The sequence below is a fragment of the Nocardia sp. NPDC002869 genome, assembly GCF_046764065.1.
GTDB lineage: Bacteria > Actinomycetota > Actinomycetes > Mycobacteriales > Mycobacteriaceae > Nocardia > Nocardia rhamnosiphila.
The window spans coordinates 1-14,022 of sequence record NZ_JBKOOL010000154.1; the positions used below are offsets into that span (position 1 = coordinate 1).

At 66.6% G+C, this 14,022-nt stretch carries 8 protein-coding genes; 5 read left to right on the forward strand and 3 right to left on the reverse strand.

Annotated elements, in window-relative coordinates; translation table 11 throughout:
- Nucleotides 1-63 precede the first annotated feature (63 nt).
- Entirely contained in the window at nt 64-1,845 is a 1,782-nt protein-coding gene (locus ACLML9_RS23115) for a thiamine pyrophosphate-requiring protein (protein ID WP_411947491.1), read from the reverse strand.
- 494 nt (nt 1,846-2,339) lie between these two features.
- Between ACLML9_RS23115 and ACLML9_RS23120 the strand changes: the two genes are divergently transcribed.
- The gene (locus ACLML9_RS23120; protein WP_411947492.1) at nt 2,340-3,044 is read left to right on the forward strand and encodes a hypothetical protein; all 705 of its coding nucleotides are present in this window, start codon (nt 2,340-2,342) and stop codon (nt 3,042-3,044) included.
- Between the two features lie 283 nt (nt 3,045-3,327).
- Here the strand turns inward: ACLML9_RS23120 and ctaD are convergent, their stop codons facing one another.
- Nucleotides 3,328-5,097 (reverse strand): cytochrome c oxidase subunit I, encoded by a 1,770-nt coding sequence (gene ctaD, locus ACLML9_RS23125; protein ID WP_411947493.1) that lies wholly within the window; start codon nt 5,095-5,097, stop codon nt 3,328-3,330.
- 284 nt (nt 5,098-5,381) lie between these two features.
- Between ctaD and ACLML9_RS23130 the strand changes: the two genes are divergently transcribed.
- Complete coding sequence (locus ACLML9_RS23130; protein ID WP_411947494.1) at nt 5,382-8,654, forward strand: protein kinase domain-containing protein; 3,273 nt, start codon at nt 5,382-5,384, stop codon at nt 8,652-8,654.
- A 322-nt stretch (nt 8,655-8,976) separates the two neighbouring features.
- Here the strand turns inward: ACLML9_RS23130 and ACLML9_RS23135 are convergent, their stop codons facing one another.
- Entirely contained in the window at nt 8,977-9,600 is a 624-nt protein-coding gene (locus tag ACLML9_RS23135; protein ID WP_411947495.1) for a TetR/AcrR family transcriptional regulator, read from the reverse strand.
- Between the two features lie 294 nt (nt 9,601-9,894).
- Between ACLML9_RS23135 and ACLML9_RS23140 the strand changes: the two genes are divergently transcribed.
- The 3 genes from ACLML9_RS23140 (at nt 9,895) to ACLML9_RS23150 (ending at nt 13,371) form a co-directional block, all read left to right on the forward strand.
- Complete coding sequence (locus ACLML9_RS23140) at nt 9,895-10,563, forward strand: cysteine hydrolase family protein (RefSeq protein WP_411947496.1); 669 nt, start codon at nt 9,895-9,897, stop codon at nt 10,561-10,563.
- A 191-nt stretch (nt 10,564-10,754) separates the two neighbouring features.
- Entirely contained in the window at nt 10,755-11,885 is a 1,131-nt protein-coding gene (locus tag ACLML9_RS23145) for a cytochrome P450 (protein WP_411947497.1), read from the forward strand.
- Between the two features lie 682 nt (nt 11,886-12,567).
- Nucleotides 12,568-13,371: a DUF3048 domain-containing protein gene (locus ACLML9_RS23150; RefSeq protein WP_411947498.1), complete on the forward strand. Its 804-nt coding sequence runs from the start codon at nt 12,568-12,570 to the stop codon at nt 13,369-13,371.
- Nucleotides 13,372-14,022 lie beyond the last annotated feature (651 nt).

Below are 14,022 nucleotides of genomic sequence, written 5' to 3' on the forward strand. Positions count from 1 at the left end.
CCCCGCGCCCGTAGCGGTTCCGTATCGGCGGGACCGGCCGACGGCACCGGCGCTCCCCGCCGGTCAGCGCCGGAACTCCTGCGCCTTTGTCTTGGCGCCCTGCACCATCAGATGCCAGGCGTCCGGGTCGCCGCGCAGTACCGAGGCGGCCATCTCCTTCAGCTGCTCATAGCTGGCGTGCGGGGGAATCGGCGGTACCTCGGGGTCGCATCGGACGTCGAGCAGTACCGGGCCGTCTGCGGCGAGCGCGTAATCCCAGGCGCTGCCGATCGCGTCCGGCTTCTCGACTGCGACCGCCTCGATGCCCATCGCCCGCGCGATCTCGGCATAGGAGACATCGGGAAGGCTCTGCGATTCCTCGAACTTCGGTGCGCCGCCCATGGCGCGCAACTCCCAGGTGACCTGGTTGAGGTCGTTGTTGTGGAAGACGCAGACGATCAGCCGACGATCCTGCCACAGATGCTGATAGCGCGCGACGGTCATCAGCTCGGCCAGCCCGTTCATCTGCATGGCGCCGTCGCCGACCAGGGCGATCGCGGGGCGGTCGGGATGGGCGAACTTCGCGCCGATGGCATAGGGGACCCCGGGGCCCATCGTGGCGAGAGTGCCCGACAGTGACCCGCGCATCTGATCGCGGAAGCGCAGGCAGCGGGCATACCAGTTGGTGGAGGATCCGGAATCCGCGGTCACGATGGCGTTGCCGGGGATCCGTTCGGACAGCTCCCACACCACCCGCATCGGATTGATCGGGTGGGCGTCGAGCATGCTCTGCCGCTCGATGGTGGTCCACCAGCGGTCCACGTTCCGCTCGATCTCCTCGCGCCAGGAGCGATCCTCCTTGCGGTTCAGCAGCGGGATCAGGTGGCGCAGGGTGGTCCGCGCGTCGCCGACCAGGTTGGCCTCGGTGGGGTAGCGCATGCCGATCATCGCGCCGTCGAGATCGATCTGTACCGCCCGCGCCTGATCGAGATCGGGCAGGAACTGGGTGTAGGGGAAATTCGAACCCACGATCAGCAGGGTGTCGCAGTCACGCATCAACTCGTAGCTGGGCCGGGTGCCCAGCAATCCGATCGATCCGGTGACGAACGGGAGGTCATCGGGCAGGACGTCTTTGCCCAAAAGGGCCTTGGCGATCCCCGCGCCGGTGAGGTCGGCGACCTCGAGTACTTCCGCCGCGGCCGCCCGGGCGCCCTGGCCGATCAGGATGGCGACCTTCGACCCGGCATTGAGCACGTCGGCGGCGTGGCGGATCTCGTCGTCGGCCGGATCGGAACTCGTCACCAGGGCCGCGGGCGGGCTGGACGGCACCTGTTTGAACTCGTGCTGCGGCGGCTCGTAGGGCTCCTCCTGGAGATCCGCGGGGATGATGACCGCGGTGGGGGAGCGGCGGGTGATCGCGGTGCGGAAGGCCCGGTCGAGGGCATTCGGCAGCTGGCTGGAGACGTTCACCTCGACCAGATAGTCGGCGGCGACGTCCTTGTACAGCGACTGCAGGTCGACCTCCTGCTGGTAGCTGCCGCCCATCGCGCTACGCGCGGTCTGACCCACCACCGCCACCACCGGGACGTGATCGAGCTTGGCGTCGTAGAGCCCGTTGAGCAGGTGGATCGCGCCGGGTCCCGAGGTCGCGGTGCAGACGCCCACCTTGCCGCTGAACTTGGCATATCCGGTCGCCTGGAACGCCGCCATCTCCTCGTGCCGGGCCTGGATAAACCGCGGTGAATTCTCGGCGCGGCCGAACGCGGCCACCAGCCCGTTGATACCGTCGCCGGGGTAACCGAATACCTGCTCGACCCCCCATTCGCGGAGGCGGCGCAGGACATAGTCGGAGACTTGCTGGGCCATGGCTTCTCCTCGCTGAGTCGCGGAGCGGATGTCGGCCGTCGTGCTACCCGCTGTGGTCGACGCCAATCCTCGATACGCCGGATGGACGACTCCGGCGACCCGGTGCGGCGGTCGCCCGGATGAGTTCTCCGTCCGAGTTCCGGATGGCCGGCGCGAGCGGCCGAGCAGCCCGTCGATCTGTGCTGAGGTGGGGAGTGTGGGCCCGTCGCGCCCGGACCCGGCGCCGAATCCCTACGGCACGGTCCTCGCCTGCCCGGCCCCGGCGTCGTAGTGGTCGATGTCGACCGCCGGTAGGTAGGGGTCCCTTGCTGCGGAAACGGCGGTGGCGACCGGCCCGTGGGCGGTCGCGGACTCCGGGGTGCGGGCGCCGAGGTGTGTACGGTGCGGGCCGATGCGGCCCCGGGATTCGTTGCACGAGGGTGGATCCCGTTCCTGCCCCGGCGTGGAGCCCGTACGCTGGTCCGGCAAACATGGGTCAGTGTGGGAGGAATGCGTTGGGTCGCAGAGAGTCGCGGGAAGAACGAGATGTTTCGCCGGAGAATCGCGAAGCCGTCCGCAACAACATCAAGGAGGAAATCGGCATCCCGCGCACCTTCGAGGGCGTCACACCGGACGAGGTCGCGGCGTGGCTGTCCCGGGTCGAGAACATGATGGAGACCGTCCCCCGGCAGAATCGGCAACCGTTCGAGATCACCGACAGCAACGGCGTGACCGATGTGGTCGGCGAGGGATACATGCTGCGCCGGCTGGCCGATATCCGCAAAGAACTCCAGGCGGGGCTGCGGAATACCACGGCGCGACGTGAGCTCGACCAGATCCAGTATGTCGCCGAATCCGCGATCCACGACCCGGTGGCGAGGCAGATGGTCGCGGCCCAGATCCAGCGGGCACAGGATGTGGTGGCGAAATCCTCGGTGACCGAGGACGCGCGGGACGCTGCATTGGAGACCGAATTGCAGAATGTGGTCCGCGACCTGAACGAGCGCCGCTCACGGATGCGGTGGTCGCTGTTCCAGCGTGAGCCCATCGCCGTACTCATCGGCGCGGTTCTGCTGGTCGGGTTCAGTCTCGTGATGGTGGTCGCGATGTTCACCGATACGAAGGTCCCGGAGATCGTGATGAACATGATCCTGCTGATCCTCGGCTTCTTCTTCGGGCAGTCGGCCGCGAGCGGGCGGAGCGGTCGCGGGGAGAGTTGATGCGAGCCCCGGCGGGCCGTACTTGTTCGTCGCATGAGCGACCACTTGCCGAGAGGCGCTTACCGGACACCGGCCTTCCGGCCGGAACGCCGCCGGGCCTCCTCTCGGCGGCGTTGCTGTCGGCGCGGCATCGCCTCCCGGGTGGACCACGCATGAGGTCGATGCCTACTCGGTGCCCGGCGCCGGAAACAGTCCACCGACGGCGGTTCAGGAGTTGTGGGACGGGATGGGATCGCCGGTGCCAGCGTGCGTGAAGTGCAGTGTCGTGCCCTCGGAGCCGGTGTCAGCGGTCGGGTCGGTCGGAGACAGCGCCACCGGTGGTGGGGCCGGGGGGCTGGGACAGTTCCGCGCCGGCGCCGTGGCTGCTGCGGCCGATATGGGATTCTTTGCGGATGCGCTCGGACATGTGCGGGTAGTGCAGTTCGAAGGCGGGGCGTTCGCTGCGGATCTTGGGCAGTTCGTAGAAGTTGTGCCGCGGCGGCGGGCAACTGGTGGCCCATTCCAGGGAGTTTCCGTACCCCCAGGGGTCGTCCACGGTGACCACCTCGCCGTAGCGGTAACTCTTGAAGACATTCCACACGAACGTGATCATCGAGATGCCGAGCACGAACGAGCCGATGGTGGACACGGTGTGCAGGGCGGTGAAGCCGTCATCGGCCTGGTAGTCGGCGTAACGCCGGGGCATGCCTTCGGCGCCGAGCCAGTGCTGGACCAGGAAGGTGGTGTGGAAGCCGAGGAAGGTGGTCCAGAAGTGGAGTCGGCCGAGACGTTCGTCCATGAGCCGGCCGGTCATCTTCGGGAACCAGAAGTAGATACCGGCGAAGGTCGCGAACACGATGGTGCCGAAGAGTACGTAGTGGAAGTGTGCCACCACGAAATAGCTGTCGTGCACGTGCCAGTCCAGGGGTGGGCTGGCCAGGATGACACCGGACAGACCACCGAAGAGGAACGTGACGAGGAATCCCACCGAGAACAGCATCGGTGTTTCGAACGTGAGTTGTCCCTTCCACATGGTGCCGATCCAGTTGAAGAATTTCACGCCGGTCGGCACGGCGATGAGGAAGGTCATGAACGAGAAGAAGGGGAGCAGCACCGCGCCGGTGGCGTACATATGGTGGGCCCACACCGCCATCGACAGGCCACCGATGCCTATGGTCGCGAAGACCAGTGCGGTGTAGCCGAAAATGGGTTTGCGGCTGAAAACCGGAAAGATCTCGGAGACGATGCCGAAGAACGGCAACGCGATGATGTAGACCTCCGGATGGCCGAAGAACCAGAACAGGTGCTGCCACAGCAGGACGCCGCCGACCCCGGGATCATAGATATGACCGCCCAGGCGCCGGTCGTAGGCCAGCGCCATGAGCGCCGCCGTGAGGATAGGGAACGCCAGCAGCACCAGTATGCTGGTCACCACGATATTCCAGGTGAAGATCGGCATCCGGAACATCGTCATGCCCGGGGCCCGGAGGCATACCACCGTGGTGAGCATATTGACCGCACCGAGAATGGTGCCCAAACCGGATACGGCCAGACCCATGATCCACAGATCGGCGCCGACACCCGGTGAGTGCAGCATATCGGTGAGTGGCGAATATGCCGTCCAGCCGAAATCGGCGGCGCCGCCCGGAGTCACGAATCCGGCGGTCGCCATGGTGGCGCCGAACAGATACAGCCAATAGCTCAGGGCATTGAGGCGGGGAAACGCCACATCCGGTGCCCCGATCTGGAGCGGCAGGACCGCATTGGCGAAACCGAATACCACCGGCGTGGCATAGAACAGCAGCATGATCGTGCCGTGCATGGTGAACAGCTGGTTGTACTGTTCCGGCGACAGGAACTGCAGCCCGGGGCGGGCCAGTTCCCCGCGCAGCAGCAGCGCCATCAACCCGCCGATCAGGAAGAACGCCGTCGCCGAGGCCAGGTACATGATGCCCAGCAGTTTCGGGTCGGTCGTGGTCACCAGTTTCCGGATGGCCGAACCCTTCGGACCCACCCGCGCCGGAAACGGGCGAGTGGGGGTGAGCTCTGCGGGTCGAGACGGTGTCACTGCCATGCGCTCTCCTTCATCCGAGCCACCGCTTGCGTTCGAGTCACCAGTGCCCGCGCCGGTACCCACGCCGCGTCCGGCTAAACCTTGCCCGAACGGCCTGAAGAAGTCGGGCAGCGACACCCGGTAAAGAGGTGAGGCGGGTGTGCACGAGTAAGCACTGAGCGTATTTTTCCGCATATCCAACCGGGCAGCGGGGTTTTCTCCGGCCGGGGATATAGTGGAGCGGGCAAGAGGTGAGCCTATGGTTTCTTTCGCTTCGCACAACTCTCCCCGGGCCGAATTCGCCGATGAGCGGTGACGACCCACTCCGCACGCAGCGCGAGACGATTTCGTTTCGCGCCGAGTTGACTGCGGCCGGCTACCCGGATGCTGTAGAAATCGGACGGGGTGGATTCGGGGTGGTGTATCGCTGCCGGCAGCCGGAACTGGACCGGACCGTGGCGGTGAAGGTTTTCACCGCGGGGTTGGACGAGGACAATCGGGCCCGATTTCTGCGGGAGCAGCGAGCGATGGGCCGCTCGACCGGGCATCCGAATATCGTGACCGTGCTGGAAGTGGGCACACTCTCCGGCGGCTGCCCCTATCTGGTGATGCCCTTTCACCCCTCGGGGTCTCTCGATATGTGGATTCGCCGGTGCGGCCCGCTTTCGTCGAAGAATGCGCTGCGGATCGGTTCGAAGATCGCCGGCGCGCTCGAGGCAGCTCACCGGCTCGGGATAGTGCATCGGCATGTGAAACCGGGCAATATTCTGCTCACCGATTTCGGCGAGCCGGTATTGACCGATTTCGGCATCGCACATATCGGTGGCGGGTTCGAGACGGCCGCCGGCACTGTGACCGGATCGCCCGCGTTCACCGCACCCGAAGTGCTCGAGGGGCAGCCGTCGACGCCGGAAGCCGATGTCTACGGGCTCGGCGCGACCCTGTTCTGCGCATTGACCGGGCATGCCGCCTTCGAGCGGCGTAGGGGCGAGAAGATGGTGACGCAGTTCCTGCGGATCACCATCCATGACCTGCCGGACCTGCGGCAGAGCGGTATCGACGACGAGGTATCGACGCTGGTGGAAACGGCGATGAGGCGGGATCGCCGCGAACGCCCCTCCGCCACGCAGTTCGGCGAAGCCGTCCGGCGGGTCCAGCGGCGCCGTGGGAGTTCGACGGGCGAATTGGCCCGGCCGACCCATCCCGGTCCCGCACGCTCGCTCTCCAGGAGCGCGGTGCCGGGTGGGCGGCAGGTGGAGCCGGTCGGCGAGAATTCCGGTGGCAATCTGCCACTGGAGCCGACCGGTCTCGTCGATCGGCGTGCCGAGTTGACCGAGGTCAAGAATCAGCTGTCGAGGTCACGATCGCTCACGCTCGTCGGTACCGGCGGCGTGGGAAAAACGCGGTTGGCGCTGAAGGCCGCGTCCCAGGTTCAGCGCGATTTCGCCGACGGGGTGTGGCTGGTCGATCTGGCTTTCGTATCCGATCCCGGGCTCCTGGTCGACACCGTGGCGGCCACGCTCGGTGTCCGGGACGACTCGACGAGGCCGTTGCTCGAGACTCTGATACACCACCTGTGGTCCCGCGAAACGCTGCTCGTCCTGGACAACTGTGAGCAGATCGTGGAGGCGGTCGCCGAGCTGACCGAGGCGTTGCTGGCCTCGTGCCCGGGGGTGCGGACCATCATCACCAGCCGCGAGCCGTTGAAGATCGCCGGCGAAATCACCCAGCGGGTGATCCCGCTGGCAGTCCCGGATCCGGATCATCGACCGTCACTGAAGGGGCTGCCCCGCTTCGACGGGGTGACGCTGTTCGTCGAGCGTGCCGCGGCGGTGGTACCTGGATTCGAGCTGACCGAGGACAATATGGTCGCGGTGACCAGGATCTGTGCCGGATTGGATGGTGTGCCGCTGGCGATCGAGCTCGCCGCCGCTCGCCTCCGCACGCTGTCGCCGGACCAGATCCTGTCCCGGCTGACGGACCGACACGAGTTGCTCACCGGTTCTTTCCGGACCGCGCCGACCCGGCAGCAGTCGATGAAGCTGTGCCTGGATTGGAGCTATGACCTGTGTTCGGAAGCCGAACAGCGGGCGTGGGCCCGCGTGTCGGTGTTCGCGGGTAGCTGCGGCCTGGATGCGGTCGAGCAGGTGTGCACTGTCGACTCGGATCCGGCCGAGGTCATCGATGTGCTTTCCGGCCTGGTGGACAAGTCGATACTGATCCGGGAAGAGGCGGGTTCCGTCGTGCGGTTCCGGATGCTGGAGACACTGCGGGACTACGGTCGATCCAAGCTGCGGGAATCCGGCGAGTACCAAGAGCTGCGCCGGCGGCACCGGGCCTGGTACCGGCGGCTGGCGCTGGACGCGGAGGCCGGATGGATCGGCCGTGCGCAGCCCGGCTGGATCGCCCGGCTCGAGCGCGAGCACCCCAATCTGCGGGAGGCTCTCGAATCCGCACTGTCCGAGGACACCGAGGAAGCAGCGGAAGCAGGCCTGCAAACGGCGTCCGCGCTGTGGGAGTTCTGGGTGTTCCGCGGCTTCTACGGTGAAGGACGGTCCTGGATCGAACGGGTTCTCGCCCACCCCTGCGCTACATCGATCCCCGACCGGGTGAGGGCACTGCGCGTCGCCATCGATCTGGCGGCGGCGCAGGGCGATTTCCGGTCCGCGGCGACACTCCTCCAGGAGGGCCGGGTGCTGGCCGAACGCGACCCGACGCCGATGTTGCAGGCGCAGATGAACCACGCGGCAGCAGGCTTGGCCCTGCTCAGTGGCGATCCCTCGCGTGCCGCACCACTCCTGGAGGCCGCCATCGATGTCTACCGTTCGAACCTCACCGGCCATCTCCACATCAGTGCCTCGAGCTTCCTGGGCCTGACGTACGAAATGCGCGGTGATACGGAAAAAGCGATCGAGCACCAGCAGCGGCTGATCGCTCTCACCGAAGGGTGCGGGGGGATACTGTATCGCGCGCTGGCCCTGCGGGGCCTGGCCGTCGCCGAATTGCGTCGCGGCAACGTCGACCGTGCGCAGGAACTGCTCGAGGACGCTCTGCGCGTCGACCGTCCGCTCAACAGCCCCATGGTGGTGACCTTCTGCCTCGAAGCGTTGTCCTGGGTCGCCTGCCACCGCCGGGAGGCGGAGCGGGCCGCGGTGCTCATGGGAGCCGCTCGTCACTTATGGCCGGCCGGGGGCAGCCGCGGCCGTGTCTTCGATACGCTGTCGTACCTTCACGAGGAGTGCGAGCAGTCGGCGCGAAAAGTTCTCGGCGACAAGAAGTTCAGTGCGGCATTCGAGCGAGGGCGCACAATGAGCGTTTCCGTGGCGCAGGCATACGCACTGCGCGAACAATCCACCGGCCCGACCGGCGGCCCGGACCGGACGGCCCGGTTGACCAAACGTGAGCGGCAGGTCGCCGCACTGGTCGCCCGAGGCCTCAGCAACAGGCAGATCGCCGCCGAACTCGTTGTCTCACCACGCACTGCCCAGGGGCACGTCGAGAATATCCTCACCAAGCTGGGGTTCACCTCCCGTGCCCAGATCGCCGCGTGGATAGTGGACGAAACCAACCAGGGCTGATCGCCCCGTCACGCCCTTTCCGAGCCATGCGGTCCGGACCGGGCAACCGGGTTTCATCGGTGGTGCGGTGGTTTCAGTCCGCCTGGATACCGAACATCTCGGTCTGGCGCGGGCGGTGTATCGCGCCGTGCGCGAACACACCGGCCCGGCGGCGCGGTGGCGCCGGCCGTCGTGGCGCCACCTCGCGGCTGCGAGTACGTAGCGCCGAGGGCTGTGTAGGGTCGCCGCGTGATCGACCTCGACGAGTCCGGCGAGTTCGTGCCGGCCATCCGCTCGGATACGGGTCGGCCGGGAATTCTCTGCTCCCACCGTGGAACGGAACTCAGTCCCCGGCGGGGACGGGGCTCTTCGGCGCCAATTGAACACCGGCCAGGCCGGACCAGCACAAACCGGCGGTCGTGGCAACGGCTTCGTTCTTGGGCAATCGATTGCCGGTCACCACCCAGTCGCGCGCGCACGATTGCGCGATCCCGACCATCTCCGCCGCGATCAGCCATCCCCGCTCGGCCCGTAGCGAGGCGGACGGCGCCAACGCCTGCAATAGGGCATCAGTGCAGATCATGGTGGCTTGGCGTGCCATACGCTGCGCCGACGGCTCCTCGGCGTCGGCCGCGCCGGCCAGCAGGGCAGCGCTGCGCGCATGGTTGTCGGCGAAGTCGAACACCGCGGTCACCGTCGCCACCACGATCGATTGCATATCCCGGGCGGAGGCCAACGCCGCGGTGAGCGTGGCACGCAATACCTGTACCGCCTCGTGCAGAACCGCCAGATAGAGTTCGAGCTTGCTCGAAAACGATTTATACAGTACCGGTTTGCTGATCCCCGCCCGGCAGGCGATCTCGTCCATACTCGCCGCCCGATAACCGCAGGCGGCGAACAACCCGGATGCCGCGGCCACGATCACGCGCCGCCGTTCCTGCCTCGCCCGGATTATTTCCGTGTTCACCGCACCGAACACCTCCTCTAACACCGACGTTACCGATGCGCGAGTCCACCGGCTGCACTGCCCGGACGGTCTCCTGCCGGGCCGTAGGCGAGTCGTCGGCACCTCTCTGCGCAGCAGAGGCGGCACAGGTGTCGAATCCCCGCACCGGCCGCGGGACATGCCCGCGGATCCGCGCCCCCGCTCCGCCGATCAGCCCGGATATGCGCCGCCGGTCCGATCAGCAGCCCATAATGGAGGTTCGCCTGCTGCTGGAGGCGTGGGGACACAGCAGCTTTCGATGAATAAGGGGTGCTCGTGGGGTCGTTGGTATTGCTCGTGGTGGACGTGCAGAACTCGTATCTGGTGCAGGATGTCCGGGACGCCTACGGGTGGCCACCGCTGTGGCGGCGGGACGAGGTGGTGGCCGAATGCCGGTCGTTGATCGACGAGGCGAGGTCACAGGGGATTCCGGTGATCTATTCGCGCCAGGTGTCCTCGTCGGCGATGACACCGCGGTCGGCCCGGCATCGCGCGAGTCGCGTGGATCGGCTGCCGGTGCTGTCCGAGAAGGAGAAGCTGTGGCGTTCGCAGATCATGGATGCCGTCGCACCGGAGCCGGGGGAGCTGGTGCTCGACAAAACCCGGCACAGCTTCTTCGCCTACACCGAACTCGAACCCGTCCTGCGCACGCTCGGTGCCGACCGTCTGATCGTCTGCGGATTGCAGACCAACGTCTGCGTGGAGGCGACGGTCCGCGCCGCGCTGGAGCGAAATTTCGACGTCGCCGTCGCCGAGGACGCGGTCACCACCGACGGACCCGACCTGCACACCGGGTCGTTGAACTCGATGCGGGTCATGTATGTCGAGGTCGCGCCGTGGCGTGAGCTCATCGCCGCCGGCGCGACATGGGACCGCGCGTATTCGACGCCGCACTACGGCCGCAGCCCACAGTATTGGGTCGACCCACTGCATGTTTCGGGCTGAGGTATCGCCTCTGTCATTGCGTCGGCCGTGACCACCCGACCGGGAAGTACCGCCGCGATCCGTACCGGTCTGGACACGCTGGATAAAATTGAGAGGCTATGTTCGGCCTGCGGTTGTACGCAGGTCCAGTGGATAGGCCAGCTCGAAAGCACCTGATGAACCGCTCACCCTCTCCGTGAGAGGACCGTTCGATGGGTTTCGCAGAGATGCTCCGGTTCCGGCGCGATCCGTTGGGTTTCCTCGAGAATCTCCGCCGAACCAGCTCGGGGGAGGTGTTCCGGCTGCCATGGGGCGGGTGGTGTGTCGGCGATACGGGCCTGGCGCTGACGGTGTTGCATGACCGCGCATTCAATGCGGGGATGTCCGAGTTCTTCGGGTCCATGCTGCCTTCGCGGTCTGCCCAGGTCGATTTCGGCCGCGCTGCGCGCGGGATCCTGCGGACACATACGCCCAGGTACCGCGAGGCACTGGCGGCCGCGGCGATCGAAATGCCCCCCGTCACCCGCTGGCCGGCGGCCGGGGTCGAGCTGGTGTACCGGTGCACCGCGGACATGCTGCTGCACCCCGATGGTGCCCCCGAGTTGCGGCGGTTACTGGAACGAAACGCCCGCGTGGGCGCGCTTCGCCCGGCCCGGATGTGGCAGCGCGCGCGAGCCCAGCTGCTGCGCACGAAACTGTCGACCGTACTGACCGAGCAGGTCCGAGCCCGGCGCGGCGATACCGGCGCCGCTGCGGGGTCCGGACCACGGGATCTGCTCGACGCGGTGATCGGTGCCTGCCCCGACGAGGTCGCCGATACCACGGTGGCGGAGCTGTATGTGCTGATGTTCCGGTCCATTGTGGGACCGCTGGGCTACTCGATCGCCTGGTCGGTGCTGCTGGGCAGTCTCGACTCTCCCGGCTCACCATGGCCGTGGCCCGCCGACCGGGTCGTCCGCGAGGCAGCGCGGCATCGGCCGGTCTCCTGGATGGTCAGCCGTCCCGTCCCCCGGCCCACCGAGTTCGGCGGAGTCGCCTTCCACACCGGTGACCAGCTGTCCGTCAGCCCCTACCTGCTCCATCACGACGAACAACACTGGTCCGGACCGGGCGCGTTCCAGCCCGACCGCTGGGCCCGACCGAGCGCGAGCGGCCCCTACGTACCCTTCAGTTCCGGCCCCTTCACCTGCGCCGGTGCCGCGGTCGCCCACGATCTGGTCACCGAGGCAGTCGCCACCCTCACCGAGAACACCTCGCTGTCCGTCATCGGCGGCGGTGACACCCGCCCGATAGTGACCAATGCGGCGATTCCCAGGCCATTCACCCTGCGCCGCACCCCATAGACCCCGTCCGCGGACGCCAGAGCCCCAGGAAGGAGGTGACATCATGATCAAGGCATTGCGGTTCATCTTCACCAACAAGCCGACCCGCACCTGGAACCCCGCCGAGTACGGATGATCCGGCGACCGGCTGGATGGCTCGAACACCGCGCACAAAAGGTAAACGAGCCACCCGGCCACCGCCTACTGGCAGCTACAAGCGACGGCCCAGGCCCGGAAGTCCGGTGGATGCATCCCGGCGCCTTGTGGCCGTGCGGGGCTGCTGCGTCGTGTGCTTCGGTCGATGCCATATCGGCGATATCGCGCCAGTTGCGGCCGGTTGCGTAAAACCGTTGGTGGAGGCGATCCCCGCAATACGGTCGCGACGCGGTCCCCGTTCGCGCCGAACTCGGTCACTACCCCGACGACGCCCTTCGGTGGGCACGGGCCTTTGCGCACAGGCTCGGTTCCACGCGATTCTTGCGAGGCGGCTTCCGCGAGCAGCGGCCGGTTCGCTCCGGTCACGGCCGAGTGCGGCGTAAAATTGGTGCGTTAGGGAGTTACCCCGATGCAACAGCGATGGTGGGTGTGGATTGCCACGTTCCTGACGACACTGGGAATGTGGGCGGTGTTCGCGTGCAGTAGCGGCACCCGACCCGAGCGTGCTCCACCCGGCCCGGACGCATCCTCCCGAGTAGGGGTGCCCGTGCTGGTCGCGAAGATAGACAACAGCCCGCAGGCACGGCCACCGGTAGGGCTCGGAGCAGCTGATTTGATCTATGTCGAGCCGGTCGAGGGGGGTTTGAGCCGGTTGGCTGCCGTGTTCTCGACCGACAAACCCCCGGTAATCGGGCCTATCCGAAGCGCACGGGAAACGGATCTGACGCTGTTGGGCCAGTTCGGCAACCCGACGTTGGCATCCTCTGGTGCCGCACCGGAGCTGGTTGCCTCCGTCGAGCGCGCCTCGCTGCAGAACGCCTCGGCCGATCGGCAACCTGCGGCGTACTACCGCGACTACAGTCGCGACGCTCCGCACAACCTGTTCGTCCGCTCGGATCAGTTGCCCGTGGGCGGCGGCTGGCCGGCGGCGTCGCAACCGCACTTCGGTCCTGCGCCTGCCGGTGGCCGGCCCGCGCAACATGAGGAAGCGCGGTATCCGGGCACGGTGATCGGTTTCGACTGGTCACCCGACCAGAACCAGTGGCTGGTGTCCATGGACGGTGCTGCCTACACCGTTGCCGATACCGGACAGCTCATGGCAAGTACGGTCGTGCTGCAGAGTGTGCAGGTGCACGACTCGGCAGTCAGTGATATCGCGGGAAGCGTCTCACCCCTGGCCCAGACGACCGGTAGCGGTCGGGCCCTCGTACTTCGCGATGGTCAAGAGTTCCCGGCCGTATGGTCCCGGCCCTCCCCACAGGCAGGCACAACCTATACAACCCCCACCGCTACAGCCATCCCCTTCGCGCCGGGGCGGGTCTGGACAGTCCTGATTCCAGCGCAGCTCTGATAACTGGGGCAGCGCTGCCTCCCCTTCTTACCGGACGTGGCGTCGAGGTCTCTGTGGGGATCGGTTGGACCTCATCTCGCTCCGCGTTCCATGGCATCCTGCTCCTCGGGCAGCAGAGCGCGCCCGCGTGCACACCGTCGGTATACCGCGGCTACCGCCGGCCGAACAGCGCGGCTGCACGGCGGTGTTCGCGCGACTCCGTAGGTCCTGCGCGAAGCGGAACTGATGGCGACGGTGGCCTGAGCGCCCCCGGACGGATGTATCGGCTGGTCTGTAGACGCCTCTGGTATATCGAACATCGAAGTGGACCGTGGCGTGGAAGCTGTCGCATTGCGAAGGGGTGTCCAAGCGATAGCTGGTGACCTGCACTTTCGATGAAACGACAACATTTCTGATCTCATCTGGGCTAGATTCACTGCTACGCCGGACAGTCGGCGATGAGAAAGTCGGAGGAATACCGTGGAATATCTGGGCTCTGTGGCCGGAATCCTGCAGATGGTCATCGGCACCATCCTTGCCAACACCGGATCGGGTGGTTCGGGCTCCGGCTGGTGAGCCTCGCGGATTCGGCTCGTTATGTGCGACGACAATACGGGACCGCTCTGCCGTTACGGTCGAAAGAGGGGAGATGGCCCGCGCGGTGGCCACCAC